This window comes from Rhizobium sp. WYCCWR 11152 (assembly GCF_013087615.1).
In the GTDB taxonomy this organism is placed as follows: Bacteria; Pseudomonadota; Alphaproteobacteria; order Rhizobiales; family Rhizobiaceae; genus Rhizobium; species Rhizobium indicum.
This window is the reverse complement of sequence record NZ_JABFCP010000011.1, coordinates 154,662-180,776: the sequence shown is the minus strand read 5'-3', so window position 1 is coordinate 180,776 and position 26,115 is coordinate 154,662. Positions and strand designations below refer to the sequence as shown.

26 protein-coding genes are annotated in these 26,115 nt (G+C 60.7%); 16 read left to right on the top strand and 10 right to left on the bottom strand.

The features are described from left to right. Positions 1–85 precede the first annotated feature (85 nt). Complete coding sequence (locus G9X67_RS22390) at positions 86–1,519, bottom strand: extracellular solute-binding protein (protein WP_171599711.1); 1,434 nt, start codon at positions 1,517–1,519, stop codon at positions 86–88. A gap of 297 nt (positions 1,520–1,816) precedes the next feature. Here G9X67_RS22390 and G9X67_RS22385 point away from each other — a divergent pair, with 297 nt between their 5' ends. From G9X67_RS22385 to G9X67_RS22330, 12 genes are all read left to right on the top strand, one after another. Further along, the gene (locus G9X67_RS22385) at positions 1,817–2,701 is read left to right on the top strand and encodes a sugar phosphate isomerase/epimerase (RefSeq protein ID WP_171599710.1); all 885 of its coding nucleotides are present in this window, start codon (positions 1,817–1,819) and stop codon (positions 2,699–2,701) included. A gap of 62 nt (positions 2,702–2,763) precedes the next feature. After that, positions 2,764–3,990, top strand: coding sequence for an ROK family transcriptional regulator (locus G9X67_RS22380; protein ID WP_138334430.1), 1,227 nt, complete (start codon positions 2,764–2,766; stop codon positions 3,988–3,990). A 30-nt stretch (positions 3,991–4,020) separates the two neighbouring features. Beyond that, positions 4,021–4,998, top strand: coding sequence for a sugar kinase (locus G9X67_RS22375; RefSeq protein WP_171599709.1), 978 nt, complete (start codon positions 4,021–4,023; stop codon positions 4,996–4,998). Next, on the top strand, positions 4,998–6,275 hold the full coding sequence (locus tag G9X67_RS22370; RefSeq protein ID WP_171599708.1) for a D-tagatose-bisphosphate aldolase, class II, non-catalytic subunit: 1,278 nt from the start codon (positions 4,998–5,000) through the stop codon (positions 6,273–6,275). Before G9X67_RS22375 ends, G9X67_RS22370 begins: the two co-directional genes overlap by 1 nt. A gap of 30 nt (positions 6,276–6,305) precedes the next feature. Continuing rightward, positions 6,306–7,031 (top strand): SDR family oxidoreductase, encoded by a 726-nt coding sequence (locus G9X67_RS22365; protein ID WP_171599707.1) that lies wholly within the window; start codon positions 6,306–6,308, stop codon positions 7,029–7,031. A gap of 11 nt (positions 7,032–7,042) precedes the next feature. Continuing rightward, positions 7,043–7,816: an SDR family oxidoreductase gene (locus tag G9X67_RS22360; RefSeq protein ID WP_171599706.1), complete on the top strand. Its 774-nt coding sequence runs from the start codon at positions 7,043–7,045 to the stop codon at positions 7,814–7,816. Between the two features lie 136 nt (positions 7,817–7,952). Then, positions 7,953–8,777, top strand: coding sequence for an aldolase (locus G9X67_RS22355; RefSeq protein WP_171599705.1), 825 nt, complete (start codon positions 7,953–7,955; stop codon positions 8,775–8,777). A 22-nt stretch (positions 8,778–8,799) separates the two neighbouring features. Then, positions 8,800–9,954 carry a Gfo/Idh/MocA family oxidoreductase gene (locus G9X67_RS22350; protein WP_171599704.1) on the top strand — a complete coding sequence of 385 codons (1,155 nt, stop codon included), beginning with the start codon at positions 8,800–8,802 and terminating at the stop codon, positions 9,952–9,954. Next, a complete protein-coding gene (locus tag G9X67_RS22345; protein WP_171599703.1) occupies positions 9,954–10,625 on the top strand; it encodes a D-lyxose/D-mannose family sugar isomerase in 672 nt (223 codons plus the stop codon). Before G9X67_RS22350 ends, G9X67_RS22345 begins: the two co-directional genes overlap by 1 nt. Next, on the top strand, positions 10,625–11,683 hold the full coding sequence (locus G9X67_RS22340) for a carbohydrate kinase family protein (RefSeq protein WP_171599702.1): 1,059 nt from the start codon (positions 10,625–10,627) through the stop codon (positions 11,681–11,683). The genes G9X67_RS22345 and G9X67_RS22340 overlap by 1 nt, the downstream gene beginning before the upstream one ends. A 109-nt stretch (positions 11,684–11,792) precedes the next feature. Continuing rightward, positions 11,793–12,581, top strand: coding sequence for an L-iditol 2-dehydrogenase (locus G9X67_RS22335; protein WP_138334422.1), 789 nt, complete (start codon positions 11,793–11,795; stop codon positions 12,579–12,581). 106 nt (positions 12,582–12,687) lie between these two features. Continuing rightward, the gene (locus G9X67_RS22330; protein WP_138334421.1) at positions 12,688–13,698 is read left to right on the top strand and encodes a zinc-dependent alcohol dehydrogenase family protein; all 1,011 of its coding nucleotides are present in this window, start codon (positions 12,688–12,690) and stop codon (positions 13,696–13,698) included. Between the two features lie 15 nt (positions 13,699–13,713). Here the strand turns inward: G9X67_RS22330 and G9X67_RS22325 are convergent, their stop codons facing one another. Further along, on the bottom strand, positions 13,714–14,733 hold the full coding sequence (locus tag G9X67_RS22325; RefSeq protein ID WP_138334420.1) for a LacI family DNA-binding transcriptional regulator: 1,020 nt from the start codon (positions 14,731–14,733) through the stop codon (positions 13,714–13,716). A 317-nt stretch (positions 14,734–15,050) separates the two neighbouring features. Here G9X67_RS22325 and G9X67_RS22320 point away from each other — a divergent pair, with 317 nt between their 5' ends. From G9X67_RS22320 to G9X67_RS22305, 4 genes are all read left to right on the top strand, one after another. Further along, on the top strand, positions 15,051–16,466 hold the full coding sequence (locus G9X67_RS22320; protein WP_138334419.1) for an FGGY-family carbohydrate kinase: 1,416 nt from the start codon (positions 15,051–15,053) through the stop codon (positions 16,464–16,466). 20 nt (positions 16,467–16,486) lie between these two features. Then, positions 16,487–17,242: a DeoR/GlpR family DNA-binding transcription regulator gene (locus G9X67_RS22315; protein WP_138334418.1), complete on the top strand. Its 756-nt coding sequence runs from the start codon at positions 16,487–16,489 to the stop codon at positions 17,240–17,242. 90 nt (positions 17,243–17,332) lie between these two features. Next, complete coding sequence (locus G9X67_RS22310) at positions 17,333–18,034, top strand: class II aldolase/adducin family protein (RefSeq protein WP_138334417.1); 702 nt, start codon at positions 17,333–17,335, stop codon at positions 18,032–18,034. A gap of 27 nt (positions 18,035–18,061) precedes the next feature. After that, positions 18,062–18,835, top strand: a complete 774-nt coding sequence (locus G9X67_RS22305; RefSeq protein ID WP_171599701.1) for a glucose 1-dehydrogenase — start codon at positions 18,062–18,064, stop codon at positions 18,833–18,835. 70 nt (positions 18,836–18,905) lie between these two features. Here the strand turns inward: G9X67_RS22305 and G9X67_RS22300 are convergent, their stop codons facing one another. Genes G9X67_RS22300 through G9X67_RS22265 form a run of 8 tightly spaced genes read right to left on the bottom strand, consistent with a single transcriptional unit; the run spans position 18,906 to position 26,106 of the window. Next, a complete protein-coding gene (locus tag G9X67_RS22300) occupies positions 18,906–19,766 on the bottom strand; it encodes a Pnap_2097 family protein (protein WP_138334415.1) in 861 nt (286 codons plus the stop codon). Between the two features lie 2 nt (positions 19,767–19,768). Beyond that, entirely contained in the window at positions 19,769–21,040 is a 1,272-nt protein-coding gene (locus tag G9X67_RS22295; RefSeq protein ID WP_171599700.1) for an MSMEG_0569 family flavin-dependent oxidoreductase, read from the bottom strand. Positions 21,041–21,052: 12 nt separating this feature from the next. After that, positions 21,053–21,340 carry an MSMEG_0570 family nitrogen starvation response protein gene (locus G9X67_RS22290; RefSeq protein ID WP_138334413.1) on the bottom strand — a complete coding sequence of 96 codons (288 nt, stop codon included), beginning with the start codon at positions 21,338–21,340 and terminating at the stop codon, positions 21,053–21,055. Next, on the bottom strand, positions 21,333–22,502 hold the full coding sequence (locus tag G9X67_RS22285; RefSeq protein WP_138334412.1) for an MSMEG_0565 family glycosyltransferase: 1,170 nt from the start codon (positions 22,500–22,502) through the stop codon (positions 21,333–21,335). The genes G9X67_RS22290 and G9X67_RS22285 overlap by 8 nt, the downstream gene beginning before the upstream one ends. After that, positions 22,499–23,473: a sll0787 family AIR synthase-like protein gene (locus G9X67_RS22280; RefSeq protein ID WP_138334411.1), complete on the bottom strand. Its 975-nt coding sequence runs from the start codon at positions 23,471–23,473 to the stop codon at positions 22,499–22,501. The genes G9X67_RS22285 and G9X67_RS22280 overlap by 4 nt, the downstream gene beginning before the upstream one ends. A 2-nt stretch (positions 23,474–23,475) precedes the next feature. Beyond that, entirely contained in the window at positions 23,476–24,018 is a 543-nt protein-coding gene (locus G9X67_RS22275) for an MSMEG_0567/Sll0786 family nitrogen starvation N-acetyltransferase (protein ID WP_138334410.1), read from the bottom strand. Continuing rightward, positions 24,015–25,133 carry an MSMEG_0568 family radical SAM protein gene (locus G9X67_RS22270; RefSeq protein ID WP_171599699.1) on the bottom strand — a complete coding sequence of 373 codons (1,119 nt, stop codon included), beginning with the start codon at positions 25,131–25,133 and terminating at the stop codon, positions 24,015–24,017. The genes G9X67_RS22275 and G9X67_RS22270 overlap by 4 nt, the downstream gene beginning before the upstream one ends. Beyond that, entirely contained in the window at positions 25,060–26,106 is a 1,047-nt protein-coding gene (locus G9X67_RS22265) for a Nit6803 family nitrilase (protein ID WP_171599698.1), read from the bottom strand. Before G9X67_RS22265 ends, G9X67_RS22270 begins: the two co-directional genes overlap by 74 nt. Positions 26,107–26,115 lie beyond the last annotated feature (9 nt).

Here is a 26,115-nt window from a genome sequence, read left to right as displayed (position 1 = left end):
ATTGAACACTATGTGGATGTCCGGCCCATCTGGGAACGGAAGATGACGGGTCGTCGGAACGACCCGTCAAGTTGGGGAGGATGTTTTATTTGCGATAGCCGAGCGAGGTGAGCTCTTCTTCGGCCTTGGCGGCCATCTGGTCGAGGCCTTCATCGGGCCCGATTTTGCCGGTCAGGATGTCGTAGAAGATAGGCGCGGTCGCTTCACGCACCTGGGCATGGAAGGGGTAGGGAGGAGCGCCGGCGAAGAGCTTGCCGTCGTCCTTCAGCATCGTGTAGAAGCCGCCGAGCTTGACGTCCATCTCCTTCACCTTCGGATCGTCGAACGTCGCCGTATTGGTGATGCGCGGTGCGGCGATCGCCCAATCGGGTTGCACTTCGTTCTGGCCGATGAATTCGAGGAACAGCAGTGACGCTTCCTTGTTCTTGGACGTGACCGGCACGCCGAAGGCACCGCCATCATAGTAGCCGATATAGCCCTTTCCGGCTTTCGCGTCGTCCAGCACGCCCGGCTCGAGCGGCGGCAGAGCGAAACCGACCTGGCCGACCACCTTCGACTGCGCCGGATCGCTTGCGATCCACGCGGCATTCTCACCGTAGATCAGTCCCTGGGCGACGCGGCCTGCGGCGAAAGTCGTTGCAGTTTCCGTCCAGGTTGACTGCGTCGATTCCGGAGGAGCGATGTCGCGCAGGTGCAGCCAGTACTTCAACGCGGCCTTTGCCTTGTCGCCGTTCATTGCGCCGCCATGTTCGACCGTCGCCGCATAATTGTTCTTGGCGTCGATGCCCCAATTGTAGACGCCGAAGGTCGGCGCGATGGACTCGAAGAATTCATACCAGGACGCCGGATGGCCTGTATGTGCCTGAGCGGTGGTGCCCCAGAGCTCCATGCCGTTGTCCTTGCCGTACTTCGTGAAGAAGTCGGCGATTTCGGTGTATTCCGCGTGTGTGGTCGCCGGCTTCAGGTCCTTGCCGGTTTCCTTCTTGAAGGCTTCCTTGATCTTCGGATCGTCGAAGAGGTCCTTGCGATAGAGATACGCCTTCAGGAAGGCTTCCATCGGAACGCCGAAGAGATCGCCGCTCGCATCCTTGAAGTAGTCGGCAAAGCTGGTGAAGTTGGCGTCATCGTAGGTCGGGGCCTTCAGATCAGGCTGTTCTTTCAGCGTCTTCGTGATGTCGACGAGGAAATTCCTGGCGAGATAGGAGTAGATGATGTCCTGCTCGATGTAGACCATGTCATAGATGCCGGTCTTGGCTTCCATGTCCTTGATGGCCTTGTCGTACATCTGATCCCAGGACGTCGTCTCGATGTCGACCTTGATGCCGGTCTTCTTTTCGAATTCCGGAGCCAGCACGTTCCTGATGTAGTTCGATGGCGGGGTGCTTTCGGTGACGCCGTGCAATGTCACGCCCTTGAATTTGGCGCCGGCATCGGACCAGAAGTCAGCCCGGGCCGGCGAAGCAGTGGTGGCGAGGCCGAGCGTCAGCGCAAGCGCGCTAGCCTTCAAAGCATAATTCATTTTCAATCCTCCCAAAGTGCAGCGAGATCATTTCGCCGGTCCTTTGTGTAGGCCAAAAAATCCACCGGCGCAACATTTGTTGTCTAAACATGCAAATGGAGGATCTATCCCATTGATTTTTGCAGAAAGTAATTTCCGGCGGAGGGCGGAATGCAATGTGCGCGGGCTTAAAATATTGCATTGCAAGGTAATTTTGCAAAGCAGCAAAAGATTTTCAGCCAAAATTATTTGTTGTCTTGCCAAACTAAATGGCATAGCACTGTCCGCAGCCAAAGGCATTTTTTGGAGGAAAAGGCTATGCGTCGATTGGGTATCCATTCATTTGTATGGACAGGCGGCCAAACGCAGGAAGGGCTGGAAATGGCCCTCAACAAGACGGCCGAACACGGATATCGCACCATCGAATTTGCCTATCTGCGCCCCGAGAAATTCAATCTCGATCGACTGGCAAAACTTGCGCAGTCGCTTGACGTGGAGATTGGCGTGACGATGGGTCTGCCGCTCGACAAGGACGTATCGAGCGAGGATACCTCTGCGGTGTCCGCCGGCAAGCAGACGCTGGCCGACGCCGTTCGGGCGGTCCGTGATATCGGCGGCAACAAGCTGGGCGGGATTCTCTATTCCGCGCATACCAAGTACAATCGCCAGCCGACGAAGAAGGGCTGGGACAACAGCGTCGCCGCGATCGCCGCGACCGCCGAAGTCGCCAGACAAGCGAACGTCGACCTCGTCCTGGAGGTTGTCAACCGGTTCGAGACCAACCTGCTGAATACGGCGGCGCAGGGGCTGAAGTTCATCGCCGAGACGGGATCGGAGCATGTCCGTCTCCACCTCGACACATTCCACATGAATATCGAGGAAGCCAATCCGGCCGCGGCGATCCGCCTGGCCGGCGACAAGATCGGTTACTTCCACATCGGCGAGAGCAATCGCGGCTATCTCGGCGACGGTGTCATCAACTTCGATCTGATCTTCGACGCTCTGCTCGACATCGACTATAAGCGCGACGTCGTGTTCGAAAGCTTCTCGACGACGGTCGTGGACGAAGGCCTGTCGCTCGCCTGTGCGATCTGGCGCGACACCTGGGAGGATAATGATCCGCTTGCGGCGCACGCGAAGCGCTACATCGAGCTGAAATATGACGAGGCCAAGCGCCGCCGCGCCACAAACGCGCGGCCCTGATTATCCCTCTGACAGCCTGTTCCAGTCGTGTAAGGGTTGGGCCGACTGAAGGGAATTGAAATATGAACGACACCGTCTCCATCGGAAGTTCGCCGCGCAGGATCCGACAGAACAATATCGTCGCCGCCTTGCAGACGATCTATGCCCACCGAAGCCTCAGCCGGGCGGATCTCGCCCGGAAACTCGGGATGAATCGCTCATCCTCGGGAGAGATCGTCGCCGAATTGACGGAAGGCGGGTTCGTTCAGGAGTCGGACGAGAGCGGCAAGCAGCGCCTGGAGCATTCCCGTGCCGGTCGTCCGGGCATCATGCTCGAACTGGTTCCCGATGCCGCATTCTTCGTCGGGATCGAGATTGGCGTCGAGCATATATCGGCTGCAGTTGTCGATCTCTCCGCCGAAGTCCGGGCATGTCGGAAGATCGCGTTCGACACGCCGTCTTCGACGGTGGAGGAGGCCGTGGCGCAGGGCGTCGAGTTGATCGTCGGCGCAATGGCGAAGAGGATGATCGGACGGTGCAAGGGTCTCGGCATATCGGCGCCGGCCCACATCCGGCCGGACGGAATTGTCACCCTCGCACCCATCATCGGCTGGCGAGAGGTGTCGTTGAAGGAGATTGGGCGATCTGCCTTCCTGGCCGCCGTCCCGGCCGCTGTCCCGATCGCGGTTGAAAACGACGCCAACGCGTTTGCGATCGGCGACAGCTACCGTCACGGCGTCTCAGGCGTGACCCTGTTCCTGCTCATGGAAACCGGCGTCGGCGGCGGCATCATGATCGATGGCAAGCTGTTCCGGGGCGGCCACGGCCTGGCGGGAGAAATCGGCCACACCCTGGTGCCGGGAAGCGGCGGTCAGAAGTTTGAGCAACTGATCGGTCGCGAAGTGCTGATCAGGCAGTATCGCGAGGCTATTGGACGTAAGCACGTCGATCTGCAGGAATTCCTTGGCGACGTTCATGACCGTGTCCCGGCCGCGGTCAATATCGCCGAAACCTGGTCGCGCCATCTCGCTTACGCATTGCTGCAGGCCTGTCGTCTGCTCGACCCCGACAGGATCGTGCTGGGTGGCTCCGTGGCATCCCTCTACCCGATGGTGGCCGCCCGCGTGGCGGTCCACATGTCGGAGGGCCAGAATATACCTTTCCCCATGCCGGAGATTGTCGTGGACGATGATGCGGAGTTCGGCTCCGCCTTCGGAGCGGCATGCATGTTGCACCAGCGCTTTCTGTCCCTGGAGAGCGAGGAGTTCGGCAGCGAGGATGGTGCGCCGGTCCAGTCGGCGACGAGTTGACGACAAGAACTATCGAAAGCGGGATTGCAAATGACCTCAGTACTGGCTCCGGACCAGCTTGGTCCCACGGTTTGCGTAGGGGAGATCCTCGTCGAGATCGTCGCCACGACGGTCGGAGACGGGTTTCTCAAAGCCCAGCCGCTTGTCGGTCCGTTCGCGAGCGGGGCGCCGGCGATCTTCATCTCGCAGTGCGGCCGCCTCGGCGGAAAGGCCGCAATGGTCGGCGCCGTCGGCGATGACGATTTCGGTCGTGTCAATACCGATCGCCTCAAACACGACGGCGTCGATGTTTCGACGATCTCGATCGATCCGGACTATCCCACGGGAAGCGCCTTTGTCCGCTACCGCAAGGATGGCTCCCGGGATTTCGTCTACAACATCGCCACATCAGCAGCTGCGCGCTTCGGCTGGTCTCAAGCGGTCGGCGATCTCATCAATCGCAGCGGGCATCTTCACGTGATGGGTTCCGCTCTGTCGGTCCCTAGTGCGCGCGAAGTGATCGACAAGGCCGTCGACATCGTCAAGGCGCGCGGGGGAACGCTCTCGGTGGATCCGAACATTCGCAAGGAATTGAAGCTGAACGAGGACACCGAGCGCCGCTTTTCCAAGCTTGTCGCTGCCGCCGATCTGCTTCTGCCGTCCGGAGAGGAGCTTGAGCGTGCCGCCGGCGTCGAAGGCGAGGCAGAAGCGATCCGCCGCTTGTTCGAGGTGGGCGTCAAGGAGATCGTGCTGAAGCGCGGAGCCGACGGCGCGACCTATTTCGGCAGGCAAGGAGACCGCATCGACGCCCCGGCATTTGTCGTTCAGGAGGTCGACCCTACGGGCGCCGGCGACTGCTTCGGCGGTGCCTATCTCACCTGCCGACGGCTCGGAATGTCTCCGCAGCAGGCTCTGACCTACGGCTCGGCCGCCGGCGCCCGCAACGTGACGGTCCTCGGACCGATGGAAGGTGCCGGCACTCAGCAAGAACTCGATGCGTTCATCGCTTCAACGGAAAGGCGACCGTGATGCAGGTGCATCTCAACGAACTGGCCAGGCTGAGGATCGAAGGCCATCCGAGAGGCGTGACCTCCGTATGCTCCGCCCATCCGATCGTGCTTCGGGCAGCACTCCGACACGGGAAGCAACACGAGAGCACCGTCCTGATCGAAGCCACCTGCAACCAGGTCAATCACCTCGGCGGCTACACCGGAATGACGCCAAGCGACTTCGCGTCTCTCGTGATGAAGATCGCGGCGGAGGAGGGGTGCCCCGAAAAACTCATCCTTCTCGGCGGCGATCATCTCGGCCCCAATCCGTGGCGTGACCGCCCGGCCGAAGAGGCCATGGCCGAGGCCGAGAAGATGGTTGCCGCTTATGTCGATGCCGGGTTTCGCAAGATTCACCTCGATGCCTCGATGGGCTGCAAGGGCGAGCCGGTGGCGCTCGACGACGAAACCACGGCCCATCGTGCCGCCCGGCTTGCGGCGGTCGCCGAGGCGTCGGCGAAGAAGAGCGGCGGCGCAATGCCGGTTTACGTCATCGGCACCGAAGTGCCGCCGCCAGGCGGGGCCGACCATGCCCTGACAACCATCGAACCGACGGCTGCCGCAGCGGCGCTGAAGACGATCGAAGTCCACCGCGGGGTCTTTGCGGAGGCAGGCCTGGCGGAGGCGTTCGGACGCGCCATCGGCCTGGTCGTTCAGCCGGGTGTCGAGTTCGGCAATCAGAATGTCATCCTTTATGACCGCAGCAAGATAGACCCGCTGAAATCGGTGCTCACCGACGAGCCGCAATTCGTGTTCGAAGCTCACTCGACGGATTATCAGGGGACACTGCCGTTGACCGCGCTGGTGGAAGATGGGTTTCCGATTCTGAAGGTCGGTCCCGAGCTGACCTTCGTCCTGCGCGAGGCGCTCTACGCGCTGGATGCCATCGCTTCGGACCTCTTGCCCGATTACGGCCAGCGTCCGCTCTATGCCGCGATGGAAGCGTTGATGCTCGATCAGCCCGGCAACTGGAGCCGCCACTACCACGGCACAAACGCCGAGATGCGCTGGCTGCGGCATTACTCGCTGTCTGACCGCATTCGCTATTATTGGGCGTCGGCTGAAGTCCAAGATCCCGTCCGGCAGCTGTGCGAGGCGCTTCGAGGGCAAATCGTACCGCTGCCCTTGTTTTGGCAGCACATGCCGGCCGCACAGGAATTCGCAGATGCGCCGCTCGATCCGGAACAGGTTTTGATCTGGAGAGTGACAAAGAGTCTCTCGGACTATCACGCCGCCTGCGGCGTCGGGAATAATTAGCAATCAGAATCAAGACAGGAGGAAAAATCGATGACGGAATTGAATGGGAAGATCGCGGCGGTTACTGGCGCAGCATCCGGAATAGGACTCGCTTCGACGGAGGCAATGCTCGCCGCTGGCGCGACGGTCGTGCTGGTGGATCGCGATGAGAAGGCCCTTGAGACGGTTTGTGCCCGGCTTGGCGAGCGCGCTATTCCGCTCAAGATCAACTTGCTGGATCCGGGCGAGTGTGCGGGATTGCTCGAGGGCATCCTGTCGAAGACGGGCAAGCTCGATATCCTGCATGCCAATGCAGGCACCTATATCGGCGGCGACCTGATGGAAACCGACCTCGATACCATCGATCGGATGCTCAATCTCAATGTCAACGTCGTCATCAAGAACGTTCGAAGCGTCATTCCGCACATGATCGAACGTGGCACTGGCGACATTGTCGTCACCAGCTCCGTTGCTGGACACTCGGCGATTCCATGGGAACCGGTCTATTCGTCATCGAAATGGGCGATGACGTGCTTCGTCCAGACGATGCGACGCCAGCTTGTGAAAAGTGGCATTCGTGTGGGGTCGGTTTCTCCAGGCCCGGTGATCAGCGCTTTGCTTGCGGATTGGCCGGAGGAAAACCTTCGCAAGGCCAAGGAGGCCGGAGCCTTGATTGAGCCGAAGGAAGTCGCTGACGCGATCATCTTCATGCTGACCCGGCCGCGCAACGTCACCATCCGCGATATCGTCGTGCTTCCAAGCGCCTTTGACATTTGAGGAGACGTGACATGAGCTACCAGCAGAAATTTCGCCTCGACGGCGAACGGGCGGTGGTCACAGGCGGAGGGCGTGCGATCGGGCTCTGCTGCACCGAGGCGCTGGCGGAGGCGGGCGCCGCCGTCGTCGTCATCGAACGCAGCGAGGCCGACGCTGAGCAAGCGCTTGCGCTGCGCGACAGAGGCTACGACGTCGAAGTCCGGGTCGGCGACGTCACCGACGCGGCCCGAATGGACGCGATCGCGGCTGAGCTCGCCGACGGCGGGCGACCGGCGACGATCCTCGTGAACAATGCCGGAATTGGCCAGAGCGGCGTTCCGGCGCAGGATCTCACCGACGCGGATTGGCTGCGCATGATGGACGTCAATCTCAATGGCGTCTTCTGGTGCTCGCGCGCCTTCGGTCGTCCGATGATTTCGATGAAACGCGGCGCCATCGTGAACCTCGGCTCGATGTCTGGGCACATCTGCAACCGGCCTCAGCCTCAGACGGCCTATAACGTCTCCAAGGCGGCCGTCCATCACCTCACGCGCTCTTTGGCAGCCGAGTGGGCGCACCACGGCATCAGGGTAAATGCCGTCGCGCCCACCTATATCGAGACACCGATGGTGGTGGCCGTCGAAGCCAATCGCGAGCGTATCCCGCTCTGGCTCGCCGACACGCCGATGGGAAGAATGGGAACGCCGGAGGAGGTTGCCAGCGCCGTCCTCTTCCTCGCATCGGGCGCCGCCAGCCTGATGACCGGGGCGATCGTCAACGTCGATGCAGGTTTTACCTGCTGGTAGTCCTTCCTGGACGAGGTGCGAGCAGCGCCTCGTCCACACCTGGAAACCAGTATGGAAACGTTACCACATTATCTTGACTCGCATTCCTGCTGCGTTTATCCAGGTGTGGAAACGTTGCCATATTGGGAGGAAGCTGATGAAATCCGCGCGGTTGAACCGACTTTTCGGCGTGTCTGGAAACTGTTTTGACGTTGCTATCGATCACGGCATGTTCAATGAACGCACCTTCCTTTCCGGCATCGAGAACATGAAGACGGCCATCGAGGTGATCGCGAACGCGGCGCCGGATGCCATTCAGCTGCCGCCGGGGACGGCACCCCTTCTGCAGGCTATTCCCGGCAAGCATCGTCCGGCACTGGTGCTGCGCACCGACATCGCCAACATCTATGGCAATCCCCTTCCGTCTCAGCTGTTTTCCGAAATGATCGACAGGGCGGTGGAACAGGGCGTCGCGTTGGATGCTGCCTGTGTCGTCGTCAATCTCTTGATGCTGCCGGACCAGCCGGAAGTCTACCGCGCCTGCGTGCGCAATGTGAACAGCCTGAAGCGCGAATGCGAGATCTACGGCATACCGCTGATGGTCGAGCCGCTTGTCATGCAGGACAATTCCAAGGGCGCCTACATGGTCGATGGCACGATCGACAAGATCCTGCCGCTGGTGCGCCAGGCGGCCGAACTCGGCGCCGATATCATCAAGGCCGACCCGTGCGACAATGTCGAGGAATATCATCGCGTGGTCGAGATCGCCCAAGGTCTGCCGGTGCTGGTGCGCGGCGGCGGCCGCGTTTCGGATCAGGAAATCCTGATCCGCACCAAGCAGTTGATGGAGCAGGGCGCCCGTGGCATCGTCTATGGCCGCAACGTCATCCAGCATCACAATCCCGGCGGCATGACGCGGGCCTTGATGGCAATCGTCCATGACAAGGCTTCCGTCGAGCAAGCCTCGCTGCATATTGGCTGACGCGCGTCTGGGAGGAGATGTCATGACGAAAATATTCCGCTTCGGCGTCATCGGCTGCGGTCTGATGGGGCGCGAGTTCGCGAGCGCTGCGGCGCGCTGGCTGCATCTGGCCGATGTGAAGGCGCGACCGGAAATCGTCGCCGTCTGTGATACCAACGCGACGCTGCTCGACTGGTTCAGGGATCATGTGCCGACTGTTCGCCAGTTCACCGCCGACTATAAGGAGCTTCTGGCCAATCCCGAGGTCGATGCAGTCTATTGCGCAGTCCCGCATGTGCTGCACCAGCAATTCTACATCGACATCCTGAAGGCCGGAAAACATCTTCTCGGCGAAAAGCCCTTCGGCATGGACGCCGCGCAGAACCGGGAAATTATGGCGGTTCTTGCCGAGCATCCCGAACTCTTGGTCCGCTGCTCCTCGGAAATGCCTTTCTTCCCCGGCGCACAAAAGGTCATCGCGCTCGCAAAAAGCGGCGAGATGGGGGAAATCCTCGAAGTCGAGGCGGGTTTCTTGCACTCTTCGGATATCGACCGGCAGAAGCCGATCAACTGGAAGCGCATGGCCGACATCAATGGCGACTATGGCTGCATGGGCGATCTCGGCATGCATGTGCTGCACGTGCCGCTGCGTCTCGGCTGGCGCCCGACCACCCTGCATGCGCAATTGGTCAAGAAGGTCACCGAACGTCCTGACGGCAAGGGCGGCATGCTGCCCTGCACCACCTGGGACAATGCCACGATCAGCAGCCGTGTGCGCACCGGCGATCAGGATTTCCCGATGGTGCTGAAAACCTGGCGTATCGCGCCCGGCGAATCCAACACCTGGTACATCAGGGTTCTCGGCATGAAGAAAAGCGCATTCTTCAGCACGAAGTCGCCGCGCCAGTGGCAATGGATGGACTATAATGGCGGTGCGCAAGCCTGGAGCACCGAGGATCTCGGCTATGGCTCGCTGTTTCCAGCCATTACAGGCAAGATCTTCGAATTCGGTTTTGCCGACGCCATACAGCAGATGTGGGCGGCCTTCGTCGATGAGCTTGCCGGCGGCAACGCCAACGGTTTCGGCTGCGCGACGCCGGCGGAAGCGCAGGCGCATCATGCGGTCCTGACGGCAGCCCTCAAATCCGGCCGCGAGGACGTCGTGGTACCGGTCGCGTATGACGGGGCATCCGTCTGATGCAGCGCTCTGTGATCAACGCCGCCTTGCTGCGGGCAACCGAGACCCTCGAGCGCTGGCACTGGTCCCTGCCGGCATGGGGATATTGGACGGCGGCGGATTTTGCCACTCATCCCGAGGCTTCAGCCTATTTGCGCGCCCATCAGCTGGGTTGGGATGTCACTGATTTCGGCTCGGACCGGTTCGCCGAATGCGGCCTCGTGCTGTTCTGCCTGCGCAATGGCATCGTTGATATCGAGGGTGAGCGGACCTATGCCGAAAAGCTGCTCTTCGTCGAGGAAGGGCAGCTCACGCCGACGCACCGTCATGCGGCGAAGATGGAAGACATCATCAATCGCGCCGGTGGCGATCTCGTCATCGAATTCGCAGCAACCGATGCCGATGGCAATGTTCTGACGGAGGATGTGACGGTTCCGGTAGACGGGCTGCCGCGCCGGCTTGCCGCATGGGAGCCGCTGGTTCTCCAGCCTGGCCAGAGCGTGACGATCCGCACCGGACTTTATCACCGCTTCTACGGCAGGAAAGGCGGCGGACCTGTCCTTGTCGGCGAGGTCAGCCAGGTCAACGACGACAACAGCGATAATTTCTTTCTGGAGCCGATCGGGCGCTTTGCCGCGATCGAGGAAGACGAGCCGCCGCTGAGACCCTTGTGGAACAAAGGAGCCAGCTGATGCGAGCCGGGGAGGAGGTTCACGATCGCGACAGTCGAAAGCAGGGCGGCATCGTCTGCGCGGGAAACTTCATTGTCGATCGCGTCCACACCCTGTCCTATTGGCCCGAACAGGGCAATCTCGCCCATATCCTGCACCAGGATCTGGGCGTGGGCGGCGGGGCGGCCAATGTCGTCACCGATCTGGCCTCGCTCGGATTTCCCGGAAAGCTGGCGGCGGCGGGATGCATCGGCGCCGATCAGGACGGAGAGATCGTCAAGGCCCGCCTTGCACCTGCCGGCGTCGATGTCGGTGGGCTGACGGCGCTTTCCGACCGCGTCACGGCGCATACGCATGTCATGAATGTGCCCGGCCAGAACCGGACCTTCTTCTATCATGGCGGCGCCAACGATGCCGTCACGGATGAGCTTGTCTCACCCGCAACCTTCGTCAAGGCCGGCTATCGGCTGTTCTATCTGGGTTATCTCATGCTGTTGCCGGGTCTCGACGGCATCGGCCCCGACGGCCGTTCGGGAGCATCGCGCCTGCTGGAGGCCGCGCGTCGCGCCGGGCTTACGACCTGCGTGGATTTCGTCTCGAGCGAAGACCCGGAATTTGCGGCCAAGGTCGGTGTGGCTCTGCCCTTCTGCGATTATCTGATCATCAACGAGATGGAAGCGGGGCGGGCAACCGACGTTGCCGTTCGCGATGCGAAGGGAGATTTGATCGAGGCGGGGCTTTTGGAAGCGGGCGAGCGCCTGCTTGCGGCTGGTGTCGCCAAGGGAGCGATCATCCATGCGCCGGAAACCTGCTTCTGGTTCGCGCCTGGCGCTTCCCCGATCATGACGCGTTCACGACCTGTCGATCCCGATGACATCGTCAGTACCGTCGGCGCAGGAGACGCTTTCTGCGCCGCCGTGCTCTACGGCCTGCATGAAAACTGGCCTGTCGAGCATATCTGCGCCGTCGCCCATGCCGCAGCTGCGCGTTGCCTCAAGGGGGCGACAGCCACCGATGGCATCCCCGACATGTCTGTCCTTCTTCGCGAGGCGCAGGAGACGAACCCGGAAACCGCTTAGCCCATTGGCGTCGTCTCAGGAGTGGGCGGCGCCGATCACCATCCAGTCAGAATGGAGGAGCAGACATGAAGCTATTCGTTACGGCAGCCGCGACCAGGGAGGCAGTGTGATGACATATACCGAAACCGCGCGGCTCTCCGGCAAGGTGGCATTGGTCACAGGAGGAGCGAGCGGCATCGGCAAGGCGGTCTGCGAACGCTTCGCCGCCGAAGGCGCCAAGGTCATCGTTGCGGATCTCGACGGTGAACGATGTGCACGGGTAGCGGAAGCGATCGGCTCTGATGCCTGGGGTGTAGCGCTTGATGTGACCAGCCAGGACAGCATCGACGAAGCTGCCCGCTTCACCATCGCCACCGCCGGTCAGATCGACATCCTGGTCAACGCCGCCGGTATTTACGAGGTCGAGTCGATTCTGGAGATATCCCGGGAGCGCACCGCAAAAGTATTTCAGGTCAATATCGAAGGCTTGATTTTCATGACGCAGGCCGTTGCCCGGCACATGGTGGAGAGAGGGGAAGGTGGACGCATCATCAACTTCTCATCCCAGGCTGGGCGTCGGGGTGAGGGACCGGCAGTGGCTTACTGCGCTTCCAAGGCGGCCGTCATCAGCATCACGCAAAGCTGCGCTCTGGAGCTGATCCGTTACGGCATCAACGTCAACGCCATCGCTCCCGGCGTCGTCGATACGCCGATGTGGGATGTCGTCGATGCAAAACTCGGCAGCCGGGAAGGTTTGAAACCCGGTGACGTCAAGCGCCGCGTGGCAGCCGCCGTCCCCGCCGGACGATTTGGCGCCCCCCACGAACAAGCTGCCATGGCCGCCTTCCTGGCCGGACCCGATGCAGCATACATCGTGGCGCAGTGCTACAATGTCGATGGCGGCAATGTCATGAGCTGAGCGCTTGAGCCAGGCCCCGGGATGGTCGATGCCGCGTGGCGCGTCATCCCGAGAGGCGGTTTCATCACGCAAAAAGGCAATCAAACTTGTGGTCTGGAGGAGTGGAATGAGAGCTGTACGCTTGGAGTCGATCGGGTCTTTGACCATGCGCAGCGTTGAGAAGCCGGTTGCCGGGCCGGGCGAGCTGCTTGTCCGGGTGGTAGCTGCCGGCATCTGCGGTTCCGATCGCCACATGTACAAGGGCGAGTATCCGACAGCGATCCCCGTCACGCTGGGCCACGAATTCTGCGGCATAGTCGAAGCGATCGGCGATACCGTTACCCGCTTTACCGGCGGTGAGCTTGTGACGGTCGACCCCAATATCGCCTGCGGCATCTGTCGGGCTTGCACGCAGGCGCGGCCGAACTTATGCGAGAGCTTGACCGCCATCGGCGTGACACGGGATGGCGGCTTTGCGGAATATGTGGCGGTGCCACACGCGCAGGCCTTCATCCTGCCGGCCGACCTCGATCCCGTTCACGGCGCCTTCAGTGAACCGCTGGCCTGTTGTATCCACGCGATCGACAAGGCAAGGATCCGTCCGGGCGACAGCGTCGCGATCCTCGGCGGGGGCGTGATCGGTCTGCTCATGGTGCAACTGGCCCGCCTGGCTGGGGCAGCTGAGATCATTTTGATTACGCGGCAGCAATCGAGACGCCAAACCGCTCTGAGCCTGGGGGCGACGCACGCCTTCGACCCGGTTTCTTCAGACACAATCGCTTCCGTTCGAGAACTCACCAAAGGCGGCGCCGACGTGGTCATCGAATGCGCCGGCGTCAGCGAGACGCTTCAAACCGGTCTGAAAATGGCGCGGCGCGGTGGTGCCTTCGTGCTTTTCGGGGTGACGCCGGCGGGTGTCGAGGTGCCGGTTCTGCCCTTCGATCTGCTCGTAAACGAAGTCGATATCAGGCCGGCCTACCTCAACCCCTTCACCCATTCGCGCGCTGCGGCAATGGTCGCGAGCGGGGCGTTGGAACTGGACGCATTGGTCACCAAAACCATCGGTCTCGAGGAGGTCGCCGACGTGGTGGGCAACGCGCCATTGCCAGGCGAGATCAAGGTCATCGTCCGGCCCTAGCATCGGGGTCACATCTCAGTTGCGGACGCTACCGGTGGAATCGCGCTCGATCAGCGTGACCGGCACTTTTACGATCGCGCCCTGTCGAGATTCGTCTCCCGTTTGGTGCTCGTCGATCAGCGCTTCCAGCAGCCGTGCTGCCTGTCGCCCGACATCGCGGATCGGCTGTGCGACCGTTGTCAGCCGTGGAAAGACGTAGGCTGCCTCGGGCAGATCGTCGAAACCCACGACCGAATAGTCGCCCGGAACGGAAAATCCGCGATCCTGGACGGCATGGATTGCGGCAATCGCCGAAACATCGGTCGTGCCGATGATTGCGGTGACCTCAGGTCGAGACGCCAGCAGCTCGCGCGCCAGCCGGTAGGTCTCTGCAAAGCTGTGCTCTTCTGCCATCGCCACGATGGCGGGTGCGATCCCATCTTTCGCCATCTCGGCCGTGATGCCTTGCAGGCGAAGCTGGATAGGCTGGCTGTGTGCCGGCGCGCCGACGATGGCGATCGCCCGGTGGCCGAGGTCGATCAGATGGCGCGCCATCAGCCGTCCGCCTTCCTCGTGATCGGCCATGACAGCGTCGTCGGCGATGCCGCTCAACTCGCGGTCAATGGCGATGATTGGAATGTGAGCGTCACGCAGCACTCCGAAATGCTCGGTGCTGCCGAAGGCGCTTGCCACGATGACGCCATCGACGCGCTGGGCGAGCAGCATGGAGATGTAGCGCACCTCATGGTCCATATTTTCCGCCGTGCTGCAGATCAGCGTCTGATAGCCGTGCTGAAACAGCTCCTGTTCGATCGCATGGGCCAGGATGCCGAAGAACGGCACTTCAATCGACGGCAGCATCAGTCCGATCATCCGGCTTGGTGCACCGCGCAGCATACGGGCACCCTTGCTGGGGGTGTAGTTCAGCGTTCGGATAGCCGCCTCGACGCGATCCCTGAGCTCAGGCGAGGCGTAACCGCTGTTGTTGAGCACGCGCGAGACCGAAGAGACCGATGTTCCTGCAAGTTTCGCGATATGTCTGATGCTGGTCGTCACGTGCTCGCATTTCTTTCTCTACAGCGCCGCGCGTCTTTTCAGACGCGCATAGGAGGCTAGCACAGGAGCGGTCGAACATTCATCAGACGGACTGCTGAAGTTCACTTCCATTTGTCAGTCCACTAGATCACTCGCGGAACGCTGCATCAAGCGCGCCGCTGTTCGAAGACCTTTCTGTCGCTGCAAACCGCAAAACCGGGGCGCTATACAAGTCAAAATAAAATCACATAAAGCCACATTTATAAAGATTGGTTTGTGTTTGCGGTCTGATACTGTCGCTTTGGCAGGCGTCCGAGCCATTTATTGAGAGAAGCAAAATGATCAATTGCCTCGTAGTCGATTTGGGCGCTGGCAGCGGGCGGGCGATGCTGGGCCGTTTCGACGGACAAAAGATCGATCTTTCGGAGATTCACCGGTTCTCCGGGATAGAGATGCGCCTCGATGATGGACCTCACTGGGACCTCAATCGTTTGCTTGAGGAAATCAAGAAGGGGTTGCAGCTGGCACTCGAACGTTGCGCGAAGATCGATTCCATCGGCGTGGATAGTTGGGGGGTAGATTATGCTCTCGTTGACGCTTCTGGAAAGCTGCAGGCTGCGCCTCACCACTACCGGCATCCCCGTTCCCAACGAGGCTATGACGCCTTTCCCATGACGCCCGGTGAAATGTTCGAACGGACCGGTTCGCAGGTCCTCCCAATCAACACGGTCTATCAGCTTTTCAGCGCAGGCAAGGAAGATCCATCGGTGAACACCAGCCAGCGCGTGCTGATGATCGCCGATGCCGTCAATTATTATCTGACAGGGGAAGTCGGCGGCGACCTTACGCTTGCGCGCACCTCCGGCCTTCTCTCGTTGGACGGAAAATGGGATCGTTCCATCTGCAGCAGCGCAGGCATCTCCCTCGGCCTGCTTCCGCCGTTGAGGCAGCCAGGCACGGTCCTTGGCCGGCTTCGTGAAGAGCTCCAATTGGAACTTCAACTACACAACCGAATTCCCGTGATCTCTGTCGCGGCCCACGACACTGCAAGCGCAGTATGCGGACTTCCACTACGGACGCAGGAAGCTTTCCTGATCTGTGGTTCATGGTCAATCATCGGCCGCGAGGTACGTCACGCGATCGCTTCGGAGGACGCCAGGTTAAGCGGTTTCGGGAACGAAGGTGGCATTGAAGGTCGTCAGCTTTTCTTGCGAAGTTTGAATGGGTTACATCTGCTGCAAAAGCTTCGTGCGCACTGGTCGGGGCGCGTAGGACAGGAGATCAGCTTCGCTCAAATGTCAGACCTTGCGACGATTGCCTCCGCACGTGGGATGTCAGCCTCGATCAATCCGTCGGATCCAGCTTTCTTCGATCCGCCCGACATTGTGGCCGCTTTGACGCGCGCCTGCCCCGAACTCGCTGGATGCACCAATGACGACCTCGGCACTCTCGCACTTGCAGTTTACCGCGGGTTGATTGAAGACGTTGCAGCAAGTCTTTTGGCGCTCGAACGGCAGACGCACGAACCGGTGGCCCGCCTTCGGATCTGTGGTGGCGGGGGCCAGGACGCTCTTTTGTGCCAAATGATAGCAAACCGCACCAGCCGCATTGTCACCGTCGGACCAATCGAAGCAAGCGCTTGGGGAAATATCGCAATGCAGCTGATTGGCCTTGGTTTGATCGAAAACCTTGCAGCGGCTCGCATCGTGATTGAAAAGTCTGCCGATATCCTGAATTACTACCCTCAGAAATGACAATGGGTTTCCCCTAAAAAATGCTCGCAGTCGAACGAAGACAGAAAATTCTTGACCTGGTCTATCGTCACAAGACGGTGCAGGTCACTGATCTCAGCAAGTCTTTTGGCGTCACCGAAGAGACGATCCGCCGCGACCTGCAGACCTTGGATGGAAGCGGACTTCTGAGCCGCACACACGGAGGGGCGGTAGCAAGGGAAGCCGAAGCGGAAGATCTTCCCTACCGGATGCGTCAGGTCACCAATATCGAGGCGAAGCGGAAGATTGCCGCTCTCGCGGCTGCATTGGTGCATGATGCGTATGCCGTTATGATTGACTCCTCATCGACAGCTTTTGAAGTGCTCAGCGCGCTTAAAGATCATCACGACCTAACGTTGATTACCAATTCTGTACGCATTACCGCTAATCCCGGAGCAACGCAGCACACTATCGTGTCTGTCGGCGGCGAGCTGCGTAAGCAGTCGATGACCTTCGTTGGAACATTGGCAACGCAGGCAATCGCCAAATTCAATGCCGATATCGCGCTCATCAGTTGCAAGGCCATCTCGATATCGGGAGGCGTTATGGATGCGAGCCTTCCGGATGCTGAGGTCAAGCGTGCGTTCATTGCCGCCGCCCGAAAGGTGTGTCTCCTCGTCGACGGGGACAAGTTTGATGGTTCGGCGCTCACCAGCGTCTGCCCTGTTGATCAAATCAACGCTGTTATCACCGATCGTCAGCCTTCCGACGAATGGATCCAACATTTTCAAAAGCTGGAAATCCCAGTTCTCTACTAAAAACAACATTTTCAAACATTAAAATTTCTGTTTTTGTTGACTATGTCGCTGCCGCAGTTATGGTCCTCTCCGGAATTGAAGGTGAGGATCATGGAAAATAATCTCGAACTGCGTGAATTCATCTGCGAGGTGGGCCGACGCGCCTACGCGCGTGAGATGGGCGCGGCCAACGACGGCAATATTTCCGTTCTACTGGATGACGGTACGCTTCTTTGCACGCCGACCGGTGTCTCCAAGGGCTTTATGAAGCCGGAAATGATCTGCCATATCGATCGCAGCGGAAAGCCCATCGGTGATGGGCTATATCGTCCGTCCACCGAAATTGGCATGCATTTGTGTGTCTACGATCATCGCGACGATGTGCGTTCCGTCGTGCATGCGCATCCGCTTTACGCCACTGTGCATGCCATTTGTGGCAAGCCGCTGACCCAACAGATCATGCCTGAGTCGACAATGTTTTTGGGCGAAGTCCCGTTGACCCCGTACGGCCTTCCGTCCACGCCGGAACTGTCCGACGCCATCATACCCTACCTGCAAAGGCACGATGCGCTTTTGCTCGAAAACCATGGCGCCCTGACTTATGGGCATGATTTGAACAGCGCCTATTTCAAGATGGAAGCACTCGATTACTACGCCAAGGTCGTCTACCTCGCGGCCTCCTACGGCGGCGCCAAGGAGTTCAATGCAGATCAGATCGAGAGGTTGCTCGATGTTCGCCTCAAGCACTTCAACCAGCCGGGCCGCCATCCGTTTTTGAATCTCGCAGAGCAAGTTCGTCAAGAAGATCATTGATCTTTGAAGACTATGTGGAGGACACAAATGTACGCAGAAAAGTTTCGCCTGGATGGCAAGGTCGCTGTCGTTACCGGTGGCGGACGCGGCATAGGGCTAAGCTGCGTCGAGGCGCTTGCCGAACACGGAGCAAAAGTTGTCATTGCCGATATTGATAAGGCAATCGCCGATGAGGGCGCGGCGGCAATGAAAGCAAAGGGATATGATGTCGCCACCTACCAGGTCGATGTTACGAAATCGGCGGAAGTCGATAGGCTGGCCGACTGGGTGGTCTCGACCTATGGCAAGGTGGACATCCTGGTTGCGAATGCAGGGATCGCTCGTTCCGGCGTCGCCGCAGAAGACGTAACCGACGAGCATTGGCTCCACGTCAATGACGTCAACTACAATGGCGTATTTTGGTGTAACCGCGCCTTCGCCCGGCATATGCTCAATGCCCATTCGGGCTCGATCGTCAACATCGGGTCGATGTCGGGTCTGATATCGAACCGCCCGCAGAAGCAAACCTACTATAACGCCGCCAAAGCTGCCGTGCACCAGATGACATCGTCGCTTGCGGCCGAATGGGCCGACCGTGGCATCCGGGTCAACGCCGTTGCGCCCACCTACATCGAGACTGCGATGACCACATATCGTCACGACAATGAGGGAATGATCGATGTCTGGCTGCGAGATACCCCGATGCACCGTCTCGGCAAACCTGACGAGATCGCTTCCGTCGTCCATTTTCTTGCATCGGATGCGTCAAGCCTCATGACCGGTACGACAGTCGTTGCCGATGCTGGTTTTACCTGCTGGTAGTCTATTCCGAATGCATTTTGGCGGCGATCAAACGACAGGTGAGAGGCGGCTGAAATCTGCAATGCATGCCTCAGCGAAGACATGTCCACGTCCCGAATATTTTGGCGATCACTTTCCCATTTTCGCGTCGCAACTGCCCATGGACAGCTTTTTGCTCGTCAGAAAAATCAACAAGGTCGAAGAAAACGCTTTCATTTTGTTCGATATTTCCAAGGAAGAAGACGTCCTTTCGGACGACTGGCCCCTTGCGGGGAAGCCAGTTTTCCAAAGCGCGATCGGCCAATGCCTGATACTCGGCAAAGTAAAATAGTCCTGCGCCGTTGAACTCCTGGGAGGTGCTGGGATCAAACCGAAAGGTTCGGAGCGCTTTGTAGGCGGGGACCGGAAACCCGAAATGCGTCCCTAACCGCCCACTCCGGATGTCAGCAGCATTCTGGGCCAGACGGCTGGGCTGGAACCGCTGTCCCTGCGGCTCAGGCAACGTCACACGGGCAATCGAGTGATTGCTGTCTTTGATCGTTCTGTAAACGAAGGTTGAGATGAGTTCGACCGCGCCGACGCTTCGTCCGTGGACGGACAACTCGTGCCGGGTCGACGTCCGGGTTCGTGAGACTGCGGACAATCTCGAATGAATGGTCAAAATGTCGTTCGCCTGCACGACGTCGAAACATGCATCTGTCACGGACGTTGCACAGATCGCGGCATAAGCCTCCTCTCCATCGGCCGTTCTGAAATCCGCATTCTCGAGCCCAAGATGACAGGCGAGCATCAGCCAGTGACGATGGCCGAGTTCCTTCATCAGCCAGGTCTCCGATAACCCGCTTCCGTTCAGATGGGGCATGCCGAGCAGCACATGCGGATCAAGGGTACGTTCCATCAGGTCGCGTGCCGAAGGCCCTGCGGGCGGAAAATCGAGAAGGGCTGCGCTCATGATCAGGCGCTGACCGATTGCTTGAGAGACGATGTCTGTGCCGAACGTCGAGCCGCAAGATGCCCGACCACATGTTCGGCATCCCTGCCGACGCTGAGGAACCGGCCCGAGCCCCAGGTCCAGAGCCAGGGAAGTCCCAGCACGTAGACGCCATCGACGGCGGTGACGCCGCGGCGATGAACAGGATAGGCGTTGCCGTCGAAGATCGGCAGACCGACGAAGGACCAATCCGGGCTGAATCCCGTGGCCCAGATCACCGAGGTGATCCCCTCCGCCTTCAGGTCGAGTTCGGCAATCTCCGCCTCAGGCTCCCAGACAGGGACATAGGGGGATCCGGCCGGAGCATCGATGCCTTTTTCGGCGATATGCCGGTCAATCAGGGCATTGATGCCGTTATAGACACGGTCGGCGCCGTCGAGATTGGCCTTCAGGTTCGGCTCGAACAGCATCCGGCCGGCGGCGATGCCGGACATGCGGCCATATAGCGCCATGCCCTCCAGCGCGAACTTGCGCAGATCGATATCGCGTCCACGGTCGCGTCCTGTCAGGTAATGGTTGGTGTCGTGCTTCTTCTTCGTCATGCCATCATGTTCGACCGTGATGTCGTATTGGCCGATATCGGAAAGCCAGTCGACCACATCGCGACCGCGATAGAAACGGGCGCAACGCGGTGCGTTGCCGGTGACGAGATGCACCTTGCGGCCGGCAAGATGCAGATCCTCTGCAATCTGGCAGCCGGACTGGCCGGAACCGACCACGATGACGCCGCCGTCCGGCAGTTGGCCGGCATTGCGGTAGCCGGCGGTGTGGATCTGCATGATGTCCTCGGGCAGGCGCTCCGCCGCACGCGGAATGGCCGGATGTGCATAGAGGCTGGTGGCGATCACCACGGCATCGGCGGTCACCGCGCCAGCCGAGGTTTCGAGCCGGAAGAGGCCGCCATGCTTTTCGAGCGACGTCACGCCGGTTTGCTCGAAGATCGGAGCATCGACCTTCTTCACGAAGCGGTTGACATAGGCAAGGATCTCGTCCTTGACCATGAAACCGTGCGGATCCGTGCCGTCATAGGGATGATCGGGAAGCTGGCATTGCCAGTTCGGCGTCACCAGGCAGAAGGCGTCCCAGCGTTCATTCTTCCATTTATGCGCAACGGTCTTCTTCTCGAAGACCACATGGTCGATGCCGTGCCTCTTCAGGTAATGACTGGCGGACAGGCCGGCCTGGCCGCCACCGATGACGGCGGTGCTGTAATGCTGCTTCAGGTTCTGGGGCATGGACTAGTCCTTTCAGAGGATGAAGGTTTTGCAGTGGACGCGGGCATCTGCGTCATTCTGGAAGGCGACAGCGGCGCTTTCAATTCGGGCGAGTTGGTCGTTTGCGGATGAACAGGCAAAACCAAACTTCGCCTCCACGCGATCGCTGGCGATGGTAAGCGCCCCGCGGCTGCGATCGACGAAATCGGCGACCGAATAACTTTCACCCTCAGTGAAAAACTCACGGATGATCAGCGAGGGGGAATAACAGCTCTCTTCCTGGCCATCGGGCCAGGTTATGACAAAGCGCATTTCAGGCATGGTCGGGCTCCAGCAGCGTGTGATAGCGGGCAAGATGGGCGGTCGCGGTTTGCTGCCAGCCATGGCGGGCGGCAACCGCGAGACCACGGGGAATGATCTGCTCGCGGATCGGTGCGACCAGCGCCAGCGCCATGCCTTCGGCAATGGAGACCGGATGATGCGGATCGCACCAGATCGCGTCACCCGGGCCTAGATATTCGGTGAAGGGCGCAATCGAGGATGTCACGACCGGAATGCCGCTGGCCATGGCTTCCAGAACGACGAGGCCGAAGCCCTCCTTGAGGGAAGGGAACACCAGCGCATCCGCCAACCGGTAGAGGCTCGGCATATCGGCATCTGCTATCGCGCCCGTGATATGCACCGCTGCGGCGTCCCGACCGAGGCAGGCGAGGCAAGAACGGAACTCCTCCTGATAGTCGCCGTGGTCCAGAAGAGAGGCGCCGCCGGCAATGACAAGCTGGGCATCCGGCCGGATGGCGCGGACCTGACGAAAGGCTTCGAGAATACCGAGGGTGTTCTTTCGCGCCTCGATGCCGCCGACACTGAGGAAGATCGGTCCGCTTCCCAGCTGCAGTCTGTCGCGCAGAGCGACCTGTTCCCCGCTCCAGGCCGGCGAGAAGCGGTTGGTATCGACGCCATTGCCGACCACTGTCGCCGCGATGCCGCGGTCATCTCTCAGCTTGTCCTGCCAGAGGCGGCTGACGGCGAAGAAGATATCGGCCGCATCGATCGCGCGATCCTGCAAAGCCATCAGGCGCGGATCGGCGAACTGGTCGATGTGGTGGACAGTGCGGGCAAAATTCGGGATCAGACCCTCCAGCTTGAGGGTTGCCAGCGCATTGCCGGAAATGCCGTCATGGGCGTGAAAGAGGTCGAAGCCATTGGTTCCGGTTCTTCGGAAATAGTCGACATAATCGGCAATCCGCTGCTCGACCATTTGCGTCATGTCCGCGGGTGCCGGCGGCACGGCAATGCAGGCGGTGCCGCAGGAGGGTTGACGAAAGAAGCCCGCCCCCTTGGCATCGGGCGCATGCAGGACCACCTCATGGCCAAGCGAGGTCAGCGCTTCCGAAAGCTGCATGGCATGAACCACGCCGCCACGCGGGTTGGTGGAATGGGTCAGCATGGCAATGCGTAGCGTTCGGTGCGGCGGGAGGCTCATGCGGCGACATCCTGCCGACCAAGCTGCAGCAGCGGTGTTTCGGCATGATCGCGCACCACTGCACGGCTCTCGCCATCGACCAGCGCGACCTCGGCGCCAGCCACGACTGCGCCGATGACCGCAGCGCTGATGCCGCGCGCGGTGAAGCGGGTGACGACCTCGGCAGCCTGTTCCGGCGCGACCGAGAGCAGATAGCCGAAGCTCGGAAAGGTGACGAGCCAGCGGTCGAGGGCGACACCGGCGGGCAGGGGAATGGCGGTGACGTCGATATCGATGCCGACATGCGAACATTCGGCCAGCATGATGGCCGTGCCGATGATGCCGCCCTGGCTGATATCCTTCGCAGACAGCGCCAGCCCGGCCTCGGCGATCTCTGGCAGCAGCTCGAGGTCGCCGCGCAAGCGCGCCGGCGCGGCATCGGTGGCGGCTTCCCAGTTGCTGAAGGGTTCGCGGTAACGGCCGCGATGGTCGATCGCTGCAACCAGCACATCGCCGGGCTTTGCATCGAAGCTCGTCAGCAACTTCCCGGCGCGACCCAGAATGGCGACCGATAGCTGGCCGCGTTCGCTGCGGATATTGGTATGGCCGCCGACGATCGGCACGCCAAAGGCGCTGGATGCCGCCCGCATGCCTTCCAGAACGGGTGTCGCGCCAGCCTCGCCATCGGCCCAGACGGCATCGACCACGGCGATCGGCCGGCCGCCCATGGCAACGACGTCGGAGATATTGACCATGACGCCGCACCAGCCGGCGAACCAGGGGTCGGCGGCGACGAACTCGTTCATGAACCCTTCGATGGCAAAGAGCAGATAACCGTCGCCATCGGGCAGCGCGGCGCAATCGTCGCCGACGGCAATCTGCTGCCCATGCAGACCGAACCTTGCCGCGATCGTGCCGATATCCTGCTTGGCGGCGATGCCGCTGCTGGCCGAGAGTTTTGCCGCCAGGCTCTTGATGTCGATTGCGGCCATCCTCACGCCGCCTTTCTGGAAAGGGCGGTGAAGCCTGCCTCGGGTGTGGCGCAGGGTGGATAATAGGCAAGGTCGGCCTTCATCCTGAGATGCGGCTTGCCGTAGACCTCGAACTCTTCGATCACATCCCAGTGCAGCCTGCGGAACAGCAGACCGTTCTGCACCTGCACATTGGCGAGAAACGTGTGGCATCCGATCGCATTGGCGGAGGACACGGCGAGTTTGATCAGGGTCGCCCCAAGGGCGCCGATCTTGCGGAAATCCTGGTGGACCGCCAGTCGCGAGCCCCACCAGAGGCCGGGTTCGGCCTGATGAATGCGCACTGTTCCGACCAGCTGATCGGCGGCAATGCCGAGCATGGAGAGCGCCACGATCGGGATGGCCTGATCGTCGATCGCGTCGCGGTCATCGCCCTCGAAGATCTGCTGTTCCTCGCAGAAGACGGCACGGCGCAGCGCATGCGCTTGGCTGCGTTCCCAGGCGGAGGTCGCGAACTTCACCTGGAATTCGCTCGAGCGATAGGGAGCAAAGGTTTCGAGCATCATTTGGTGAGCATCCTTTCATAGGTGGAAAGGGCGGAGCAGGCGCCGCATTTGCCGCAGCCGGCCTTGATATCGACGGCCTTCAAGCCGCTGGCGACCAGCATCCTGGACAAGGGCCCGAGGATCGAGTGCATGAAGTCGGGCCTCGGCGCCGGGTGGCTTTCGAGCGGCGTGCCGGAGATCGGCACGAAGGGCACGACGAAGGGATAGACGCCGAGCGCAACCAGCTTTTCGCAGATGTCCAGAATGGCTTCACGGCTGTCGCCGAGCCCCGCCAGGATATAGGTCGAGACCTGGCCGCGCCCGAAGACCTCCACTGCGGCCTTGAACGAGGCCATGTATTTGGCGATCGAGACCTGCGCCTTGCCCGGCATGATGCGGGCACGCACCTCCGGCGTCACGGCTTCCAGATGCATGCCGAGGGCATCGACGCCGGCCTCCTTCATGCGGGTGAACCATATATCGTCTTCCGGCGGCTCGCATTGCGCCTGGATGGGAATGTTGACGGCCGCCTTGATGGCGCGGGCGCTGTCGGCGAGGATCGCAGCACCGCGGTCGTCGCCCTTCGGCGTCCCGGTGGTCATCACCATATGTTTGACGCCGTCCAGTTCGACCGCGGCCTTGGCGACTTCCGCGAGCTGCTCTGGCGTCTTGTGGGCGATGGTACGGCCGGCTGCCAGCGATTGGCCGATGGCGCAGAACTGACAGGTCTTGGTGCGGCTCTGATAGCGGATGCAGGTCTGCAGCACGGTCGTAGCGAGCACGTCCTTGCCGTGCAGAACGGCGATCTGCGAATAGGGAATGCCGTCGGCGGTCGAGCGCTCGTAGAAGCGCGGGCGCAGGGGAAAGGAGACCTCGCCCAGCACCGTGCCGTCCCTGCTGATACGGCTGCGGCCCATATCGTCCGGCTTTTCCACCAGATAGGGGCTCTCGAACGCAGGTGCGGTGTGAACCGGCACCATCACCGTCATGCCGTCAATGGTCAGTGCCTTGTGGTCGGAAGGTCCGGCACCACCGCGGCGGCTTTCATGTCCGGCCTTGGGGTCAACGAGCCGGGCTCCGTAGGACTGCAATTCGTTGATCAGAACCTCGGTCGGCAGACGTGTCGTATTCTCCATCGGAAAGGATCCTTGCTTCGGCTGTGGGGAGGGATGGCTGGGTGGTAGTGACCATCGGCGCCGTGGCGCGACCATCCATGACAAGATGCAGCAGCTCGGGCCGGGCATAATGGCCGACGGAATCCATCATCCGCTTGCGTTTGACGATCAGGCTCATGTCGAGATCGGCGATCAGGATGCCTTCGCCTTCTGTGAGCGGCGGCACGACGTGTTTGCCTTCGGGTGAGATGATCGCGGTCATGCAGCCGCCGCGAAGGGCCTTCTGCAGCCCTGCGTCGGACGTGATGGAGGCGATCTGCTCGTCGGTCAGCCAGCCTGTGGCATTGACCACGAAGCAACCGCTTTCCAGCGCGTGGTGGCGGATAGTGACCTCCATCTGGTCGGCAAAAATCGGCCCGACCATCGAGCCCGGAAACTGGGCGATATGGATGTCCTCGTGCTGTGCCATCAGGGCGTAGCGGGCCAGAGGGTTGTAGTGCTCCCAGCAGGCCAGCGCCCCAAGGCGTCCGACGGCGCTGTCGACCACCTTCAGGCCGGAGGCGTCGCCCTGGCCCCAGATCATCCGCTCGTGAAAGGTCGGGGTGATCTTGCGACGCTTGAGGAGGAGCGTGCCATCGGCATCAAACAGCAGCTGGGCATTATAGAGCGATCCGTGGTCACGCTCGTTGACGCCAAGCGCCACGACGATGCCATGCTCGCGGGCGGCTGCCGAGACGGCATCGGTGGCAGCGCTCGGTACCGTGACGGCTTCCTCGTAAAGTCGCACATGCTCCTTGCCGGAGAGAACAGGCGGCAGCACGAAAGAAAAATAGGGGTACCAGGGGACGAAGGTTTCGGGAAAGACGATCAGCTCGGCGCCTTTGGCTGCCGCTTCACGAATTGCATCCAGCACGCGGGCCAGTGTTTTCTCGCGCGAGGTCAGATCCGGCGCGATCTGCGCGGCGGCAACCCGGACGCTCGGTTTTTTCTCCATGACGAAATC